This window comes from Legionellales bacterium (genome assembly GCA_026125385.1).
Taxonomy (GTDB): Bacteria; Pseudomonadota; Gammaproteobacteria; order JAHCLG01; family JAHCLG01; genus JAHCLG01.
Map to the genome: position 1 here is coordinate 1 of JAHCLG010000035.1, position 22,501 is coordinate 22,501.

General features: G+C 38.2%; 9 protein-coding genes. 1 reads left to right on the forward strand and 8 read right to left on the reverse strand.

All coding sequences use genetic code 11. The features are described from left to right. The first annotated feature begins 62 nt into the window (after nt 1–62). Nucleotides 63–473: a transcriptional regulator gene (locus KIT27_10860; GenBank protein MCW5590144.1), complete on the forward strand. Its 411-nt coding sequence runs from the start codon at nt 63–65 to the stop codon at nt 471–473. A gap of 11 nt (nt 474–484) precedes the next feature. On the opposite strand, the gene KIT27_10865 is transcribed toward KIT27_10860, so the two are convergent. The 8 genes from KIT27_10865 to KIT27_10900 form a co-directional block, all read right to left on the reverse strand. Next, the gene (locus KIT27_10865; GenBank protein ID MCW5590145.1) at nt 485–1,717 is read right to left on the reverse strand and encodes an MFS transporter; all 1,233 of its coding nucleotides are present in this window, start codon (nt 1,715–1,717) and stop codon (nt 485–487) included. Between the two features lie 13 nt (nt 1,718–1,730). After that, nucleotides 1,731–2,168, reverse strand: a complete 438-nt coding sequence (locus tag KIT27_10870) for a MarR family transcriptional regulator (GenBank protein MCW5590146.1) — start codon at nt 2,166–2,168, stop codon at nt 1,731–1,733. A gap of 210 nt (nt 2,169–2,378) precedes the next feature. Beyond that, nucleotides 2,379–2,972, reverse strand: coding sequence for a C39 family peptidase (locus tag KIT27_10875; GenBank protein ID MCW5590147.1), 594 nt, complete (start codon nt 2,970–2,972; stop codon nt 2,379–2,381). Nucleotides 2,973–3,185: 213 nt separating this feature from the next. Next, entirely contained in the window at nt 3,186–4,592 is a 1,407-nt protein-coding gene (locus tag KIT27_10880; protein MCW5590148.1) for an ATP-binding protein, read from the reverse strand. A gap of 305 nt (nt 4,593–4,897) precedes the next feature. Beyond that, nucleotides 4,898–6,253 carry an HlyD family type I secretion periplasmic adaptor subunit gene (locus tag KIT27_10885; GenBank protein MCW5590149.1) on the reverse strand — a complete coding sequence of 452 codons (1,356 nt, stop codon included), beginning with the start codon at nt 6,251–6,253 and terminating at the stop codon, nt 4,898–4,900. Beyond that, on the reverse strand, nt 6,234–8,438 hold the full coding sequence (locus tag KIT27_10890) for a type I secretion system permease/ATPase (GenBank protein ID MCW5590150.1): 2,205 nt from the start codon (nt 8,436–8,438) through the stop codon (nt 6,234–6,236). Before KIT27_10890 ends, KIT27_10885 begins: the two co-directional genes overlap by 20 nt. Nucleotides 8,439–8,588: 150 nt before the next feature. Next, nucleotides 8,589–18,542, reverse strand: coding sequence for a cadherin domain-containing protein (locus KIT27_10895; GenBank protein ID MCW5590151.1), 9,954 nt, complete (start codon nt 18,540–18,542; stop codon nt 8,589–8,591). A 113-nt stretch (nt 18,543–18,655) separates the two neighbouring features. Continuing rightward, the coding region (locus KIT27_10900) for a putative Ig domain-containing protein (protein ID MCW5590152.1) at nt 18,656–22,501 on the reverse strand (3,846 nt) is incomplete at its 5' end.

Below are 22,501 nucleotides of genomic sequence, written 5' to 3' on the forward strand. Positions count from 1 at the left end.
CAGAGAAGTATTAACTCATCATGAATACGATAAAGCCAAGTGGAAACAGTGAGGTAGTAAACATGAATCAAGATTTATCAAAAGTAATTAAACATTGGGCTTATATAGCGCCAGTCGTTGCGGTACCTCATAATAATAAGCAATATCAAAAATTAATTTCAACGCTTGACGAATTGTTAGACATTGTGGGCAATAATGAGAAACATGAATTAATCGGGCTGGTAGATATTTTTAGCCACTTCATAGCAGAATACGAGCAAGAGCATTTTATTGATGAACAGTCTAACGCCAAAGGCGTTGATGCTTTGAAATTCTTAATGACAACACATCATCTTACGCAGGCAGATTTACCTGAAATAGGTTCACAAGGTGTCGTATCTGAAATATTAAACGGTAAACGTTCCTTGAATCTACGACAAATCCGAGCTTTAGCTAAACGCTTTAATCTTGCTTCTTCTACCTTTATCGATTAAGGTGAATAAAATTAATTATTAGCAGTGGAATATAATTTGCTCGACAATCCCATGGCAATCACTGCTAGCACTAAACACATTATTCCGACGCCGAGAAAAGCATCGCGAGCTCCTACGGCGGTAATTAAACTACCACCAAACGCCACACCTGCGCCATAAATGATACCTTGTAAAAAAGAGAGAATGCCGAAAAATCGCCCCATAGCATCACTGGGGATTTCTTTTTTGATGGCATAAGCTTGTAACACAAAAATAATCCCTAATCCTATGCCAGATAAAAGTGAAGCAACTAAAAATAATTCAATGGGCCATTGTGTTCGGTACACGCCCATAACACTATAACCCAGGGCAACACACAAATAACACAGCACCGTATACCCACCGAATTGTGTCACCACTTGCTTTCGACTTAGCCACAATCCTGATAATACTGAGCCAATCGCACTGCAACCTATCACATAACCTAATAAGTTAGGACGTGAGGGAATAATTTCACGTAATAGAATCACTAATTGTAATTCCACCATCATCACTACTAAAAACCCTATTAACGTCAGAGGTAAAAAATAGCTTAAGAGTTGGCTTTTCTTAATCAAACGCCATGTTAATTTGAAATTTTTCTCTCCAATTTCCTGATTAACATTTTCAAGAGATTGTTCTGAATGAATTGAATTTGATAGTGGTTTTAACCAAAATAAAATAGCGGATGATATAAAAAAACTTACTGCATTAATAGCTAAGCAGGCCTCAGGGCTACTAATGGCAACGAGCACTGCGCCCAACATTGGGCCAATAATGCGACATAATTGAAACGATATTTTTTCGAGGGCGGAGGCTTTGAGTTGTAATTCATCAGGAGGTAACATTTTGCTCATGACTTGTTGCGCAGGTGAATTAAACGCAATAATACACGAGCGGACACAGATGATGATGAGTGCCAAATACATTTGTGATGCCAACATTAATGCCAGCGTAAAAAACCCTGACAATAAATCAGTAAAAAAAAGTAACCATTTTTTATTAAAGCGATCCGCCACACTGCCAGCTAGTGGTGCCAAAAACATCATTGGAAAAAGATAGGCGCACAACATAAAAGCAAGCTGATTTGCCGTGGCATTAAAAGTATGAGCAAAAATAATTTGCAACGCAAAAAAATCGAACCAATCTCCAATGTTGCCAAGAAAAAATGAAGTATAAAATTTTAGATATTCTGGTTGTTGCCAGAGTGTTGCTGTGTTTTTCATATTATTTTACAAATTATTCTACCATACGATGAAAAAAATTTAACAATTGCGCCTGCTCATCTTTATTAAATTTTTGTAAAATTTCTTTACTCACTTTCTTGACATGGCGTTGATGAGCAGCTACGACTTCTCGTCCTTTTGTCGTTAACTCGACAAAAATAACTCGCCTATCTTCTGTGGAACGTAAACGTTTCACATATTGCATCTCTTCTAGTTTATCGATGATTTGGGTAACACTTCCCAAGGTTAAATTCGCACTTTGAGCAATTTGAGTCATTTTGCAAGGGTGATGGAAGTGAATGCTTAAGATAATTTGCACCTGTAGCACACTGATATCGGCAAATTGAGCAAAGAATTGTGTTTCTGAATGCGCAGTCACTTCCCGCAACTGTTCATTGATTGCAAAAAATCGCTCAAGATTAACTTTGGCTACCGGGTGTTTTTTATTCATGAGTTTAGTTTATCAGCTTTATTATTTATATGTCAAATAGTTTAGATTATAAACTAATTAGCATTGGAGATGTTACTCTCCACTCAAAAACATTAACTGCTAAGTGCTCTGGTCAATTAATAAAACGAAGGAGTATACTCAAGACAATCGGATTTCCCATAAAAAATTATTCATTTACTACATTCGTAGTATAAGCTAGCACAGCTCTGATCAAGTATGACTCGGGGTATTTTTTGGCGTGGCTGATGCAGCAGGGTCACCAATTTCTTCAGCAATATTTTGCATTTGAGTTCGAAAATGATTACATTGCTCTTGATTGGGAAAAATCACAATAAATAATTGTTTGTGAATACCTGATCCATTTTCCCAGGTTTCAAAAAGGGCATTTTTACTCATATATCGGAAATTAATTGCTGAGTTAAATCGTGCAGCCGGATCAGCAATAATCATCTCTTGTTTGTCATTATCAATCCCTGTTAGCACAACAAAATGCCCAACCCTCTCACCATTTGGCTCATAGTAAATATTATTGATAATGACTGGAATTCCTTGGGAAATTAGTTCTTGCATTATTTTAAAAATAGCTTCTGTGTTTTCTGGATTACGGTTTTTTCCACAAACTACTGAATATCCTATTTTTTTGAGAGCTTCCGTCATAACAACATGATCGGTGCCATCTTGTTCTGTCGTTTTCAACATAGCGCGTAGACTACTTTCAGTTCGACAGTTATGCTTGGTGCCAATGACCTCTTGAATATCAGCATTAGGAAAACATTTTTTAAAATATCCTAACACCATTCTCACGGCTGCAGGACCACAGCTATAATTCGTTTCTTGTTGCTGGCTATTAGAAAAAAAATTTAGCCTTCTTTCTTGTGAATTTAAGCAATTGTCTCTTGTCCTTGAAAAAAATAAAGGTGAGTTAGGTTGCGCATACTGATGTGGCAAATTGTTAAAATCTTTTTTACTTGCCCAACTAACATGATCAAACTCTGAGAATGGATAAAATAAACACGCCTATAATAATAAATTTTCTTCTTGAGTTCCTATAAAGTTATGAACATTCCTTAAATTAATCACCTGCCCACCAAGCTCGTTTTCTTTTTTTGTATCGAACTCGACTGAACTTGTGGTAACTGGCAACTTCAATTGCCAATTGTGCTCTGGTAGAAAAATTCTAGTACGTGGCAAATCTGAATCGTCTAGCGTTTTTGGGTCTTCTTTTGTTTTAGATCGTTTCGTTGAAGAATCAATAGCAGAATCATCTCTGCTTTGTGGTTTCAGTATCGTTGTTTTACTGAGTTCTTTCTGAGTAAGTCTGATCTCAACAACTCGATGCTTTAAATATGGCAATATAGCAAGATCTTGACCTGATAAACAGGTATCCTTTAGTAGTGTTGTTGGAAAAACTAACTCAACAGTATTTATATTTGGGTGTGACAGTAAAAAATTTTTTAATACCCGAATACAAAAAGGACCTCCAAAATTTGCATTATTTTTAAAACTAATAATTAATTGACTGGTTTCGGCTTCAGCAAGAAATTTATAATAATTTTCACTATTATTATTAACATTCGCTTTGCTAAATTTGCCTAATTGCTGTTGCAATTCCTCACCCACTTTAACACTGTCCTGACCAACAGTTCCTATTGCTAATCGTATTGTTATTACATAACTGCTATTATTAAATTGAGGATTACTATTAACACCCGCCTTAGTTTGTTGAGATGACGAAGCATTAGCAGCTGTTATTTGATTATTATTTGTATCACTGTGATTAAATTTCTGATCAAACTCTATTTTACTGCGCATTTCTTCCGGTATTAAGAATTTTTTGTGTATGGATTCAACAAGCTGATCTGGAGAAGTTGTTTGATTATTATTTGTATCACTGTTATCAACTTTCTGATCAAACTCTATTTTGCTGCGCATTTCTTCCGGTATTATGGGTTCAACAAGTTGATCTGGAGAACTAAGGCTAGCTTGTGTTAATTTTATATAAACAGCAGCTCCTTTATCTTTTCTATTTTTAAATTGGACAATGCCACCCTTTTTTCGAACTTCCCATAAAAAATTATTAAGCCCGAATCCACCTCCTCCCAAAGCATCTCGTGGTTTTTTATCTTTTAGTATTTGATCTCGGTTAAAGTAACGCTGTTGTGATTGCGTACTGAATCCCTTACCATTATCTTTTACTTTGATAACAATCTCGTCTGAATTATCCTTTTTACTGATGACAACTTTAATCTGTAGAAACTCTCCGTAATTCAGACCACGTAGGGCATAGGAATCGTAAGCATTCTTGATAAGTTCTCTAAAATAATCATCAGAAAATGGAACTTGTGAAATACCAAATTTGGGTAAATTGTTCGTAATAAAGTTGTAAAATTGGTCTGAAATTTGGAAAAACTGGCATTTACCCATACTTTGTCGGCGCGTGAACGAGTGGACGTCATCATTTGGATAGACAGGAATATCAATAATAAATTCTGTGCGCATATAATTTTTAATCGCAAACTCATATTGTGCACAAAATATACCATACTAAATTAATCTTGCATATAGTGCTCGCACTATCAAACCAATGAATCGAAGAATTCTAAACGTAAGCCATTGAAATTTCCAACCTATTAACCCATCTCAATTTACCGATTTCGGACGTTATTTTAAAAAATATTTATTTTACAATAGGTTATAGGGGTCAACTCACGATAATGAAACCCTAATCATTAACGTTCGACTAAGGCATTTTCTTTTGCACGCAAGATAGGTTTTAAGAGATAAGTGAGGATCGATTTATGGCCGGTAACAATATCCACACTAGTTTGCATGCCGACTTTAATTCCCAAGTGTTTGCCGTGATGATCTAAATAGTTTTGATCGGTTTTAACTTCTACTTTATAAAATACACCACCTTTATCATCGGTAAAGGTATCGGCACTAATATAAGTAACTTTAGCATCTAAACCACCAAATATCGCATAATCATAGGCCGTGAATTTTACTTTGGCTTCTTGTCCCACGCGCAGAAAACCAATATCGGCTGGTGCAACTTTGGCTTCAATAATTAAATACGGCTCTTGGGGAACAATTTCCATAATATTCATCCCAGGCGTAATAACACCGCCGCGAGTCATAATATGAATGGCTTGGATGACGCCATCGACGGGAGACACAATGGTTGTGCGTTGCAACTTATCTTCACGGGATTTTATCACTTCCGTTAAACGTTTTAATTCCGCATTGAAAACAGTTAATTCTTTTTTCGAGGATTCATAAAAATTGGCTTTGCGCTCTTCAATTTTTCCAGATAGCTCATTCACTTGATGCTCTAAACGCAGTAACTCTATTTGCGATGCCGCACCCTGCTCCACTAAGGGTTTGGTTAAAGCTAATTCTTGTTTAACCAGATCATGGCTTTTTTGTAACATTTGCACGCTTTCTTGAAAATTTTTCATGCGCTCTTCGAATAAATCTCGTTCAAGCTGAGTAATTTTGGGATAATTTTCCAATTCCTGTGGAAATTGAATTGTGGATTGTTGTTTAATTTCTGCAGTTAATCGCGCCACGCTCGCAAGAACATGCAAATATTTACTGTATTCTTCGCGATATAAAGAATTAAATTGGGTATCATCAATTTGTAAGAGAATTTCGCCTTTTTTAACTATTTGCCCTTCGTGAACATACAGTTCTTTGAGAATACCACCATCTAAACTTTGAATAATTTTAATTTTTGAAGGTGGAATGACTTTTCCTGGGCTGTGGGTCACTTCGGCCACCACGGCAAAGTAGGCCCAAATAATTAATATCACTAAAAACGCAGAAATAATATAAATTAAGGAACTGGTAAATGGTACTCTTAAATCCAGCAACGCTTTTTTATAATCTGAAATATAATCATATTCTAAAGGTTCAAGTTTGCTTTTTTTATCGCGAATGGCTTTTAATGAAAACTCTTCTTTCATAGTCACGTTAGCATCTGCTGAGGATTGAGATAGGGATAATTTTTTTTCTTTAAAAAAATCACCCACTGCTTGGATTGCATTTTTGAAAAAAGCTATGCTTTTAGCGAGGATTGATTTCATCGGCAGATCCTCCATTATCGCTATTAGCATTTTTTTCGAGTACTTCAAATACTTTATCTCGCGGCCCATCGATAATAATCCGACCACGATCGACCACTAGAACTCTATTAACCAGTTTTAATAAATTCTTTTTATGCGTAACAATCACAAACGTTTTATCGCGTAAAACGGTATCCATTTTTTTGATAAAATCTTGTTCCGTGCGCGTATCTAAATTGCTGGTGGGTTCATCCATAAAAATAATTTTAGGATCGTGCACTAAGGCTCTAGCGATTGCAATTGTTTGGCGCTGACCACCTGAAATACCAGCACCTTGTTCATTCACCAGTAAATCATAGCCTTCTGGGTGTTGGGAAATAAAATCAGCAACGCCAGTCATTTGTGCTACTTCAAGAATGCGTTTATGACTTACCCAGGGTGCTGGAGTAGCAATATTTTCACTTACGGTTCCATACAATAATGGACTGTCTTGTGGTACATAGCCATAATTTTTGCGAAGCTCGGTAGGATCAATTTGATGCGCATCCACATCGTCGTAGAGTAATTCTCCATTGATGGGTAAATAAAGACCCGCTAATATTTTTAATAAAGTGGATTTCCCCGATCCGACTCGTCCGATGATGCCCACATGCTCACCGGGTTGAATAATTAAATTAATATTATTCAATGTCGCAATTTTATTAATATGATATTGAAAATCAATATTACGACATTCGATTTTTCCAAAAAATTCACGATGATGAATAAAATGTTTACGTTTATCGCGCTCAACGGGCAATTTCATAATATAATCGAGCGCTTTAAAACTTAATTTTGATTGTTGATAACGCGTGATTAATACTGCGATTTGGGTGAGTGGTGCAAGCCCTCGCCCACAAAGAATGCTACAGGCGATTAAGCCACCTAACGATAAATTGCCCGCAAAAATTTGATATACCCCAACTAAAATCACTAAGACTGTGACCATTTGTAAGATATACGTTGAGATATGCAACGCCAGTCCTGAAAAAAATCGTGATTCCAAATTGGCTTTGGAGAGTAATGCTACGGCTTGCTCCCAACGTTTTTGGGTTTTTCCTTCGGCTCCTTGAGTTTTAATGGTTTCTAATTGCCCCACGGTTTCAATTAAAATGGCTTGTTTTTGATTATACGCAGTAGCGCCTTTACGCACCGCTAAGCGCGCAGGCACTTCACACAATACACTGACTAAAATAATCAAACAGGCAGCAATGATTGGGATCACCGCAATAACGCCACCGATATACCAAATAATTAAAATAAATAATAAAATAAAAGGAATATCGACAAGCGTAGCAATGGTTGCGGAAGTAAAAAAATCGCGTAAGGATTCATAGGAGGTTAAATAGCCACTGAATGTGCCGATCGATTCGGGTTTATTTTCCAAGCGCAAATTTAATACTTGTTGAAAAACATGACTGGCTAATAATACATCCGTTTGCTTACCGGTAACATCTAGTAAATGAGCACGCAAGGTTCTTAAAATTAAATCAAAAATAAAAATGACGACTACACCAATAGTGAGCACCCATAATGTGGTGGTGGCTTCATTGGGCACCACGCGATCGTAAACATTCATCACATATAAAGTACCAGCAATAGTCAGCAAATTAATAAATAAAGCCGCTAACATGACTTGAAAATAGTTTTTCTTAAATAAAAAAATGGTTTTCCAAAACCATGATCCTTCAGGAATAATATGTAATTCATCCGCGCGCTTTTCGAAATTATACACTTGTTTTAAAAAAATCGCATGACCGGTATAGGCTTCGGCTAATTCGGCTTCACTGAGCTGGCTAATGCCGCCACCTGATTCTGGAAATAAAACATCATAATTACCATCGGCTGTTTTTTTGGTCACTACACAGGCGCCACTGTTTTTTAAAACAAAAATGGCCGGTAATAGTAAGGAAGAAATTTTTGATAACGGTTTTCTCACGACTCGCGATTGATAACCGGCACGCATTGCCGCTTTAGGAAATACAATTAAATCGAGACAATGATCACTCAATGATAGACCGGCCACTAGGGAATCCCGCGCGAAATCTTGGCCATTCAAACGACAAATCAACATCAAGCAATCCAATAAAGGATCAACAGGACGTTTTTCTTGTTTCCATTCTTTATTGCGATAAAAAACGGAGTCGCTTTTCTCGGTACTGCTCATGATCTTCCTTTATCCGCCATAGACGAAGTCCATCAGTAAAATAAGTCGCTGATATAAATAGCATAGCACAGTTCTAAAAGGTTGCGAGGAACCCTGTGTTAACAGAAATCCCACTCACAAGGTTTAGTTAAGAACTCAGTGAACGATAGCTTAAACATTTAAGTTAATCGTTACCCCATCTTGAACATATAAATTAGTACCGGCAAGCGAATAGTGATGATAGGTGATGGTATTAATAACCGTAGTGCCATTATCCGTCCAATCCGTAACGCCAGCTTTGGCCACATTCACAATATCATTGGCATCATTGCCGTCAATATAAAGCGTTGAACTTAAGGCGGCAACATCGACCTCGTCTAAAGTAATCGTATTATTGCCGGGATCTAAATCAATGCGCTCGATATTAATGATCGGATTAAACGTGGTATTGGCGTGCAGATCGAGGGTTTGCCCACTGCCATCGAAACGTAAAATATCATTTCCTGCGCCACCATCGATAACACCAGCAGCCGTTAAATCATTTAAATCTAGAATGATGATATCATCACCGTCACCACCAAGAATAACATCCACACCCGCGCCGCCATCGAGATAATCATTTCCAGCGCCCCCGTTAATGGTATCATTACCGCCTCCGCCTATAATGTTATCATTCAAGGCACCGCCATTTAATATTTCACTGGCATTACTCCCTACCACTTTATGAAAAATAAAATCGGCAGAGGTTATTGTGCTAGCATCTGCAATATTATTTAATTGAATGCCAAAATCAGCCGCGCCATCACCACCCCAATCAATTTGGATTTTAGCTTGTCCGCCATTATCAAACCATAATAGTTGTCCGGCTTGTGCGCCCCATACAGCATTGGTGCCGGTATCGCCAATTAAATAGATCGTATCATCTAATTGCAATTCGATTTTATCGGCATCACCATTGACTTTGAAATCAGTAATGCGATCGGAGTTGGTGGCATCGGAATGAGACATGTTGGTCCACACAAAAGTATCGTTGCCGGCTCCTCCGGTTAAGGTATCCACACCTAACGGCACACCATTCATGCTAATTCCATATTTATACGATAAATATTCTTCAATTAATCCGCGTTGTGCAATCGAGGAAGTATTAATAAAAATAACTTCCGCTATTTGGCCTGAAAACATGTATTGATTTCCAGAACGCTGACCTAAATAAAAATAAGCATCGTCTTCACTCTGCGCACCCGTGGCTGTAGGCGCGCCATCCACACCATTCACTCGAGCATAGCCCATGTCTGCTTGCACGCGAGATGCAAATAAATACGGAGAACCATCATCATATTGCGAATTACCACCGACATCGCCATATCTTCCAGTATCAGATATGGTGCGATATCCCGCATCTCCATTAATATGTCCTTCATATTGCTCGCTAACTGAGCTTGCTACTAAAAATTGAATGTTGGTGGATGAAGTTTTCGCGATAAAAAACATTTCATAATCGGAATTTATTAATCCGAGTTCTGTCGAAGTTTTTGCTAACGTATAAAAATCGGAACCATCAAAATTAATGGTTGCACGGCCGTTAATCGTATTGCTGGTTAAATTATAAGTGGATTGATTAATGGTGGTTGCATGCGCACCACTGCCCGATAAATCAGTCCAGGTATTAATAAAATCACCTTGATTTGCGTGCGTGTTATTGCCAGCATAATTGGACGCATTTAACCATAAAACCATATTGGCAAGCGCTGATTGATCAAAATAGATATTGCTATCCGCATAAATCATATCATTGCCGGCGCCGCCATTGAGAGTATCACTACCGAAACCACCGACTAAACTATCCGTGCCATCGCCACCATACAGCACATCATTACCGTGTTCACCGTATACTATATCAGTACCATCGCCGCCATGAATGACATCATTACCATAGCCACCGTAAAGATAATCATTGCCATCATTTCCTAAAATTAAATCATTACCATCTCCGCCATAAATCGTATCGTTGCCGCCATGTCCTTGTAAAATATCATTACCCGCTAAACCATGCAGGGTATCATCACCATCACGACCATAAAGAATATCGGCATTGACAGTGCCAGTTAGCGTATCATTACCACTGGTGCCATTTTGTGTGGGCGTATCAACAATTACATCGGCATCGGTTAAATTAATAGTTCCGGTTAATTGAATTTCCATATCAGCAATGCCATCGCCACCAAAATCGATGTGTAAAATCGTATTGCCGCCAGAGTGTGAATAATAAGAACTTGCATAACCATTACTAATAAATCCATCGTCATAATTAAACACTAATCCATTCACCACACCTTCAATATTAATTTTATCGCCTTCGCCGCCACTGCCACTAAAATCAGTAATAATATCGCGATAACCATTTCCTACTCCTGAATGCGAGGCGTTAGTCCAAATAAATTGATCAGCGCCACTGCCACCCGTTAACGTGTCGACAACATTAATATCAAAGTTAAAACCAGGTAACGGAATGCCATATTTCAATGATAAATATTCATCAAGAATAGCTTGTTCACTTGGTGTTAATGTTCTGTTAAACAATATCACATCACCCATATCGCCTTCCCAGAAGCATGCATTTCCGCTGAGACCACCCACAAATATCGGGCCACTAGTAGAACCATTTCCCGGAGCATTATGTAAGGTTGTTGAAACATATTCTCCATTTTTATAAAAGCTGACATCATAATTGGCATCTAAACTATAAGTGCTCAATTGCGCCACATTATTATCCCAATAAGGATCAGCAGTGGTATAATCTTTCACCCAAAAATTGGTGAATAAACCAGTGTCATCAAATCTACCAAATGCAAAACCTTTGCCGGGCACTTGGCCATCGGTGGATAGAATTTCATAATATCCAGCGTTTAAATTGTTGGTGTCTGCAACGGTAATTGCGGTGATATTATTAGTTAAATTAAAAGCAGCATTATAGTCAATTTGTAAAAAATTATTTCCACCGAAACTGATAGCAGATCGTCCATTAGACCAATTATTATTATAAATAGGTTGATCCGTGGTAGTTCCTGCACTTGCATCATAAGCTAAAAAGTTATTAACTGAACCATCTTGCCAGCTCGAAATGGACTCGCCATTGGCAAATGCAAACTGACTCGTACTGAGATTACCAGCGTCTAACCATAAAATTAATCCTGATATTGAACTACTGGTAAACGCAACATTGTCAGCATAAATAATATCATCACCATCACCACCATTGATAGTATCACCGCCATAACCACCAACTATAATATCGTTACCATCACCCCCAAAAATAATATCATTGCCACGATCACCCAATAAATTATCATTGCCATCATTTCCTAAAATTAAATCATTACCATCTCCGCCATAAATCGTATCGTTGCCGCCATGTCCTTGTAAAATATCATTACCCGCTAAACCATGCAGGGTATCATCACCATCACGACCATAAAGAATATCGGCATTGCCAGTGCCGGTTAGCGTATCATTACCACTGGTGCCATTTTGTGTTGGCGTATCAACAATTACATCGGCATCGGTTAAATTAATAGTTCCGGTTAATTGAATTTCCATATCAGCAACGCCATCACCACCAAAATCGATGTGTAAAATCGTATTACCGCCAGAGTGTGAATAATAAGAACTTGCATAACCATTACTAATAAATCCATCGTCATAATTAAACACTAATCCATTCACCACACCTTCAATATTAATTTTATCGCCTTCACCGCCACTGCCACTAAAATCGGTAATAATATCGCGATTACCATTTCCTACTCCTGAGTGCGAGGCATTAGTCCAAAAAAATTGATCAGCGCCACTGCCACCCGTGAGTTTATCAACCCCAAATGCCATAGTGGCTAATGCAACCCCATTTTGATAAGCTAAATATTCACTGACGATGGCACTTTGAGCGGCTGTTAGTGCGGTGTTAAATACCAATATTTGGCTAATATTTCCCCTCCACAGGCTAGCACCTGTTGACATGCCACCAATGGTTACATCCAGATCATTTAAATTAGGACCTGAATTAAAATAAGAAGTATTGACATAAGCTCCATTTCCATAAAAAGCGACGTCATAAGCATTATCCATCACCCATCCTACCGACTGATCAACGCCCTCTGTAAAACCACCTGTGGATGCATAATCAACTTTGCCCCAACTTGTTAATAAATATTTACCATTACCATTACCCGCACCATATCCCGTTCCTGCAGCACCTTTTGCAAAAATACGTTGAAAAGCCGCCAGATCATCCGTATGAGCATTAGCAAAAATTGAAAAATTATTAGTGAAATCAAAAGTGCCATTATCCGCGAGTATTAAATAATCGGAGGTGAATTCAACACTACTGCGTCCACTGGCTAACACATTTTTAATTAGTGTGGGCGCAGAGACTGCGGTAAAAGTAAAAGCATTATTGGATTTATCGACCCAACTATTTACCGCATCACCATTGGATGATAAGGCACCATTTCCAAACAGATCGCCGGCATCGAGCCAAAGTTTTAAACTGGCAATTGAATTTTTATCAAACGCTACATTATCCGCGTAAATAATATCATCACCAGCACCACCGTTAATGGTATCACCACCATAACCACCAGTTAAAATATCATTCCCATCATTACCGATTAATAAATCATCTCCGCGACCACCGTTGATAGTATCCGCACCGCCATGGCCTTGTAAAATATCATTGCCATCTGCACCAGTAATGGTATCGTCTCCAGCACGACCATAAATAATATCGGCACCGGCAGTTCCTGTTAAAGCGTTATTTCCACTCGTACCATTTTGCGTTGGTGTATCAACTATCACATCAGCATCGGTTAAATTAATGGTGCCGGTTAATTGAATTTCAGAATTTGCATTACCATCACCCGTAGAATCAATGTGTAAAAATGTATTTCCACCTGCTTGAGAATAATAAGCGCTCGCGTAACCATTGCCGATAAAACCCGCATCATAATTAAAAACTAAATTATTGACCATGGCTTCAAGATTAATCGTATCGCCCTCACCTTGATTAAAATCATTAATAATATCGCGATTGCCATGCCCCACACCGGAATGAGAAATATCGGTATAAATAAATTGATCAGCACCGCTTCCACCCGTCAAAAAATCAGCACCACTTCCACCTGTTAAAAAATCAGTACCCGCTCCACCGGTAATAATGTCATCACCGGAATTTCCGATAATCGTATCTGCTCCAGTTCCACCCACCACATTGATATTAACACCAGCTTTTGCTAACACCCGATTGCCAGCATTATTGGCTAATTGAACTAAAGCCGTACCATTTAAAATCACATTGCGTTGAGAATCGACCAAGGAAGTATCTAAACTGGTGATGGTATTTGCACCATAAATTAATTCAAGTTCATCATTGTCTGCGCCGCTTACAAATGCATTGGTAAAGACCAGTTGATTATTGCTGGCTAATAATTGAATTTCTTCGATGCTGGTTTTATTGGCATTATCAGCAGCAGAAATATTTGCAGAATCAGCAAAAATAATTCGATCAGTTCCTGCGCCACCATCAATGATATCATTAGCATCAAAATTGGCATTGGCAAAGGTTAATTGGTCATTGCCACCACCAGTATAAAGAGTATGATTACCTGAACCTAGAATAATATAATCTGCAGCTAATCCACTTTGCACGGTGAAATCGTGCGTCGTGGCTGATGCATTTAAGGTGAGGGAGTTATTTTCAGCGCCTAAAATAGTGATAAAACTGGTATTTCCGGCATGCAAAGTAATATCGTAAGCAGCATCTGATAACCAAATCGTTTCGATTGACGTAAAATTATTTCCAAAAACTAAAGTATTATCATTACCGACAAAATATAATATATCCGTGCCTAATCCACCATCAAAACTATCACCTATTGCAGAATAAGATGACGCTCTCATTGCAAATACATCATCGCCACTTCCACCAATAATGGTATCGCTAGCCAAACCTGCGGCATACCACATGTTATGCGATAACGCGCTACCATCCATCACCATGGTTTTATCCGCTGTGGCATTTACTCCTAAATTCACGGTGTTTAAACTGGTATTGCCTGCATTTAAAGTAATGTTGTAGCTATTATTATCAAACCACATCCATTCAATATTATTTAAATTATTTTCTAATGTTTTTGTGCCACCACCTGTCCAGTAAATTAAATCATCATCAGCGCCACCATCAAATAAATCATCACTGGTATAATCATTTAAATTAACATAAATAATATCGTTGCCAGCACCACTCATCACTAAATCATTTCCAGTGCCGGCATTAATAATATCCGCGCCCGCTCCCGTACTAATCAGATCATCACCACTTCCTGTGGTAATGGTATCAATCCCATCTCCACTTTCTACCACTAATCGCGTGGTATAACTTCCTGCGTTTAGGGTTAATGCATTGGTTCCTGTTAAACCTGTAGCATCAATTTCTTCAAGACCCGTAATCGTACCGGTAGTAATAGTATAATTATTATCACTTAAAATTATTTTTTCTAAATTAGAAATATTATTATTTAATGTAGTCGTGCCACCACCAGAAATATTTAATACATCATCACCACTGCCGGCATTAATCACATCGTTAACATTATCGTAATTCGCAATCGTGGTATTAAAAATATCATCTTGACCATCGGTAACAAAATTATCATTACCACCTGTGAGGGTTAAATTATTAGCAACAGCCGTAATATTAATTGTTAAATTTTGCGCGCCCGTGGTTCCACCATCACCATCGGTTACGGTAATAGAAACCGTGCGCGATGCCGGTGGATTATAATCACTGCTGGTATAGCTTACATGTTCAAGCACACGTTCCACTCTTGCTACTGTTGCGTTACTATTAAAAGTAATTTGTAATGCTTCCGCATTTCCCGTTTGCGAAGCACCGATCCCAACTGCTCCAATCGTGATCCAATTATTCCCATCGTGATATTGAATATCATTACCTACGCGTTGCACAGCACCCAGCCCTGCGGCACTATTATTAATATTTAAAATTTCTGTGGCATCATAGGCGTTTAATTCAACTGTCAACGTTGCGTTATCATAATCACCATTGTCTACATCGGCTAAGGTAATTGCAGAATCAATAACAATTGTCGTACTACCATTCGTGGATTCTGTGAAGGTAGTATTGGTTAAATTACTTAAAACGGGAGCATCATTTACTGCGGTTACTGTAATTACGGCAGTTTCACTCGCGGTGCTAAATGCGGTGGTCGTTCCACGGGTGGTCACATCGACTTTATTTCCAGCCGTACCTGAAGTTTGATCCCATGCGTAAAAATCAACACTGGCGGTATCGGAATTTTCACCATCGGGGATAAATCGGATTTTATCGGTAGCGCGTAATAATAATGCGTTATTAGCATCAACGGCACCCACCGCACTCCAGTTCGATCCATTATCCGTTGAATATTCCCACGTGCCATTACCCGAATTTAAATTATAAATTGCAATGCCTTCTACTGCGCCACTATCCACATCCGAGATCGGATCGCTATCATGGGAGCTCAGTATGTCAGAAATTAAATTACCATTATTAGTCGTTTGATCTTCGGTAATGGTTGTTAATACTAAATCACCACTGTTATCTAACACAGGTGCGTCATTCACGGCGGTGACGGTAACACTAGCTGTTTCACTCGCCGTGCTAAATGCCGTTGTTGTTCCGCGGGTGGTCACATCAACTTTATTTCCAGCCGTACCCGATGTTTGATCCCATGCGTAAAAATCAACACTCGCCGTATCGGAATTTTCGCCGTCTGGAATAAATCGGATTTTATCGGTAGCGCGTAATAATAACGCGTTATTGGCATCAACCGCACCCACCGCACTCCAGTTCGATCCATTATCCGTTGAATATTCCCAGGTGCCATTACTCGAATTTAAATTATAAATTGCAATACCTTCTACTGCACCACTATCGACATCTGAAATGGGATCGCCACCATCGGAACTTAATATTTCAGAAATTAAATTTCCAGTATTTGTTGTTTGATTTTCATTAATCGTCGATAAAATTAAATCGTCTGAATTATCGAGTATTGGTGCCGAATTCTCATCCGTTATATGGATAGTAAAAATTTCTTGATATTTTCCACCAAGCTGATCATCCACTTCAACACGAATACTATAACTATTTTTCACACCATAATCATAATTGGCATTTGTCACTAACTGATTATTCACAATAGAAAATGATGCATTATCGGCTCCACCGGCGCCTGCTACAAGCGTATAAACAAAGGTATTCCCACTATCCGGATCATTATTAGAAAATGTTCCTATCGTACTTCCGATGCTGGCATTTTCAGCTATTGCATCATGACTTAATGCAAGATCGGTGGCGGCTTCATTCACATCATTAATATGAATCGTCATTATTTTTTGGTAACTATGTCCATCATTATCATTCACTTGCACGCGAATACTGTAACTATTTTTCGCTTCATAATTAAATGACTGATTGCTACGTAATTGATTACCGACAATTTGAAATGCACTATTATCGGTAGCACCCGCACCTGCTACTAAACTATAAACAAACGTATCAGACGTATCGGGATCATTATTAGAAAAAATTCCAATGACATTTCCACTATTATTATTCTCATTGAGATGATTGGCTGATAAATTTATATCAGTCATTGCTTCATTTACATCATTGACGTGCACCGTGATTATTTGTTCATAATTTCCACCTAATCCATCACTTACTAAAACTCGAATACTGTAATTATTTTTTACTTCATAATTTAAAGGACTATGGCTTCTAAGTTCATTACCGACAATTTGAAATGCGTTATTATCAGTGGAGCCTGCACCGTGTACTAAGCTATAAGAAAAGGTATTGGCAGAATCCGGATCGTTATTACTAAACCGTCCAACCACTGTGCCTATTGCGCTATTTTCATTAATTTGATTATGATCTAAAGTAATCGAGGTTGCCGCTTCATTCACATTGGTGACACTTAACCCTAATGCTTTTTCATAACTTTGACCATTACTATTGGTTAACTTTACGCGAATACTTAAATTATTTAAAGTTTCATAATCAAATGCCACTTTGGTTCTTAATTCATTACCCACTATTGTAAAATCATTATTATGAGTAGCGCCTATTCCATTAACTAACGAATAGGTTATCCCATTGCCTGCTGTACCACTAAATCCTAAATTGGCAACACGTGTGCCTGCAGCTAAATTTTCAGCAAATGAATGTTGCGATAAGGTAAGATTATTAACTTGAAAAGGATCCACCGCTGTTGTTGGTTGAGGTTTTGAGCTATTGTTTAAAATGGTTTGGATATCGATTGCGGCATGTGTTATAGATTTTTGTGGACTACTCTCCGATGTGATTAATTTATCAAACCCCTGAGCTTTCTCTTCAGTTTTAACTATCACACTTTCTACGAGTCCTTTTTTATCCGCTGTGTTTTGATTAAATGTGAAATTTTCTTTTTCAACTAATAGTTCATTTTGATTTGATGAGCTTGAGATTTCTTGTTTTTTTTCACTTTGAATTTCTTCGTCTTGAATTTTGATTTTTTCAGCAAACTTATCATTAAAATATTCCTGCTCTTCTTTTTGGTCGGAATAACTTTGTAATCGCGTGAAGTAATTCTTAATCGTTACTCGGCTTTCCTGTCCTCGAGTTTGATCCAATAAAATTAAATCACCAAAATTAGTGGCGTAGCGATTTACTGAAGTATCTATTTTTATCGGTTGAAAAAAATCGATTTCGCTTCCTGATAGCGCATGAAAGGTTTTGATTTGTTCTGAATTGAATTTTCCAGTGAAACTAAAATCTAAAAGTTCGTTTAATTGTTGAGTGGAATATTTTTCATGGTGGATAGTAATATTAATTTCAGGGGTGATAAAAGCATCTTTAATCGTTACGTAATAGTCATTATTTACCCTAATCATCAAATCATTGCCGACACGCAAAATATGATTCACGCTCGTCCCTTCGGGTAGAACAATCATACTACCTGCGGCAACATTGAATTCTTTATTTTTGTCAAAAATCAATGTTTCATTATTCACCATGAATGTTTTTTGCATAAGGTAGACACCACTCAATAAAAAGGGCTATAGCTTCTATAGTAAGTATAGACAAAATGCAAGATATAGCCGCTCAAAATGGTGTTTTTCTTGACAGGCTATGTTATTGATTTTTATACATTGAGATGAATAGTGACTCCGTCTTGAACATATAAATTGGTACCGGCTAAGGAATAATGATGATAAGTGATTGAATTAATGAGCGTGGTGCCATTATCGGTCCAATCGGTAACACCGGCTTTGGCCACATTGACGATATCATTGGCATCGTTGCCGTTGATATACAGGGTTGAGCTTAAGGCAGCAACATCCGCCTCGTCTAAAGTAAGCGTATTATTTCCTGGATCTAAATCAATGCGTTCGATATTGATGATGGGGTTATAGGTGGTATTGGCATGCAAATCTAAGGTTTGATTGCTGCCATCAAAACGTAAAATATCATTGGTGCCCGCACCGCCATCGATCCTACTAGCCGCCGTTAAATCGTTGAGATCTAAAATTAAAATATCATCGCCATCACCACCTAATAAAATATCAGCACCAGCACCACCATTTAATAAATCATTTCCGCCGGCACCATTTAACACATCATCAAGAGCACCGCCGGTGAGTGTATCGGCATTATTGGTTCCGACCACTTTATGAAAAATAAAATCCGCACTCGATAAATTGGAAGCATCTACAATATTATTTAATTGAATTCCAAAATCAGCAACGCCATCACCACCCCAATCAATTTGAATTTTAGCTTGTCCGCCATTATCAAACCACAGCATTTGACCGGCTTGTGTGCCCCAGGTTGCTGACGCACCGGTGTCGCCTCTTAAATAAAGCGTTTCGTCAAATTGCAATTCAATTTTATCGGCATCACCATTCAGTTTAAAATCGGTGATTTGATCGGAGGTTGTAGCACTTGAATAAGATGCATTCGTCCAAATAAACGTGTCGTTGCCAGTACCTCCGGTTAATTGATCCACGCCAAGACTTTGCCCAGATAAATTTACATTATATTTATACGCGAGATATTCTTCTACGATCGCTCGATTAGCACTGGTCATTGTTCCTTGAAATATTAATACCTCAGCCATTTGTCCGTCAAAATCATAAGTATTATCCCCGCGTATCCCTAAACGTAAATTCGCATTTTCTGCCGATCGCGCCGAATTCGATGTTGCAGTGGGTCCTGCATAAACACCATTAACGCCTACATAAGTTTGATTAGCATTAACTTTCATAGAAAATAAATGCGCATTTCCATTGGTATACGCCAAACTTGCGCCGATATCTGCGTATTCAGAGGGATGATCATCTGAAATAGCACGAGCGCCTATACCCCCATTTAAATGAATTTCATAATCTTCAAGCGACGTACTGGAAATTAAAAATTGAATATCGGAATCAGCGGTTTTTGCAATAATATAAACTTCGTAATCACTATTCGTCAGTCCCATGGTGCCGGTGGTGGCGGCCAGTTGCAAATAATCTTTCGGAACATTATCACCATTCATAGTTAAAACAGAACGACCATTAATCGTATTAGTCGTCGCCTGATAGGTCACCGTGCCTATTGCTGTTGCATTATAATTATTGCCCGATTTATCATACCAAGTTGTTACCGACGTATTATTAGTAAAGGCCGTGCCATTGGCATTAATATCCGAACCATCAAGCCATAATTTCATTCCTGTTTGCGCATTTGAAAAACGTTGATTATCCGCATAAATAATATCGTTGCCGGCACCACCATTAATCGTATCGCCACCAAATCCACCTATCAAAATATCATTACCGTCATTTCCAATTAATAAATCATCGCCACGTCCGCCACTGATAACATCATCACCAGCATGTCCTTGTAAAATATCATTACCATCATTACCATTTATCGTATCGTTACCGGCTCGGCCATAAATAATATCAGCACTCGCTGTACCATTTAAAACATCATTACCACTGGTGCCATTTTGGGTTGGCGTATCAACAATAACATCGCTATCCGTTAAATTAATATTGGTATTGCTTAATTGAATTTCCATATCGGCAGTTTTATCACCACCAAAATCGATCGATAAAATCGTATTTAATCCTGATTGATAATAATAAGAACTTGCATAACCGTTTCCAATAAATCCATCACCGTAATTAAACACTAAACTATTAGCAACGCCTTCAATGTTAATAGTATCGCCGTCAGCACCACTGCCACTAAAATCTGTAATAATGTCACGATTACCATCACCTACGCCTGAATGTGACATATTTGTCCAAATAAATTGGTCCGCACCACTATTACCAGTGAGATGATCAACGCCATAAGCTCCCAACCCACCAACATTAATACCATATTTGTAAGAAAGGTACATATCTACTAAAGCACGATTTGCTGCGCTCAAATCATTGTTGTAAAGAATAATTTCTCCGATATCCACGTCATTGTGACTGTTTGTATCCCATCTTTTACGTCCAATAGTAAAAGTATTTGTCCCAGAACCCCATTGAATATTGCCAGATCCGGTATCTGTGCCAATTGATGATCCATCTTCATAGATCACCATATTGCTACCATTATTAAAACGCGTCATATTAAGAATAGAAGCATCATTTTCTATGGTATTTGAAGTATTAATAAAATCTGATGTCCAAGCATTGGTGCCTTTGGTAATAAACTTATAACCAGTACCCCACGTTTGATTACTGCGATAAGCTGTGAAGCCATATTCGCCAGGCTGGTTATCTGTTGCAAAATATCCCACGTTATTTGCGGTTTGATTTACCGTCTCGTTAACTACTAAATACAAAGTAAAATCTGCAGTAATTTGAGTATTTAAAAGTGCACCTACCTTTTCAAGATAATCATTGACGCCGTCAAAACTAATTGCATTTCGACCATTAAAATTATTAACATTAATATAGTCTGGACGATAACTAGCATTTGATTGAGTAGCATCTTGACCACCGAGCGTCGATTTATCTGCCCATGTAATCACTTTGCCATTGGTATCGAGTGTAACAACACTTCTGTCTGAAGCATCTAGCCACAATACAGAGCCTGCTATTGACTTGGGATCAAAGGACTGATCATCCGCATAAATAATATCATTACCTTCACCACCATTGATGGTGTCTCCGCCATAGCCGCCAATTAAAATATCATCGCCTTGCCCGCCATAAATAGTATCGTCACCAAGACCACCATTAACCGTATCATTCTCGCCAAACCCATAAATGGTATCGGCATTACTGGTGCCCACGAGCTGATTAGCGCCATCGGTGCCGTCATTGCCATCACTGGGATTTGCGATAATAAAATTAAATGTTGTGCTATTGGCGGCACCGTGACTATCCGTTGCAATAACTTTTACGCTGTAATTACCAACACTCGACAAATTAGGATCGAACGAGAATGTTCGTGTTCCTGCATTGAAGCTGATAAAACTATCCAGTGGATTATCATCGCCACGCGTGGCTGAATATGTAAAACTATCACCTTCTACATCAGAAAACGTATTGCTTGCAAATTGAAAACTGGATTCAACACCGGCAGTGATGTTTTGATTAGCAATGGCATTGCTCACGACCGGCGCATCATTAACTGCTGTCACGTTAATATTAATGGTGTAAGCATTACTATAGGTTGTACCATCACTGACTTGAAAATTAAATTGCGCGTAATTATTTCCACTGGCATTGGCGGCTGGTATATAAACGAGTTCATTTGCATTAATCTCTGCTGCAGTAATCACCGCATTTAAACTAATGGATACACCATTTAAATATAAAGTACCCGCCGCTGGCAATGCCGTTATCCGAATATTCGCAAAAGGATCACCATCAATATCGCTGTAATTAAAATCGGCTAAATTAAAAGTATACGTATTATCTTCATTAATAGTAAAAGATGCATTATCTGCCAAAGGCGCATCATTGACAGCAGTGACAGTGATTGCAGCGGTTTCACT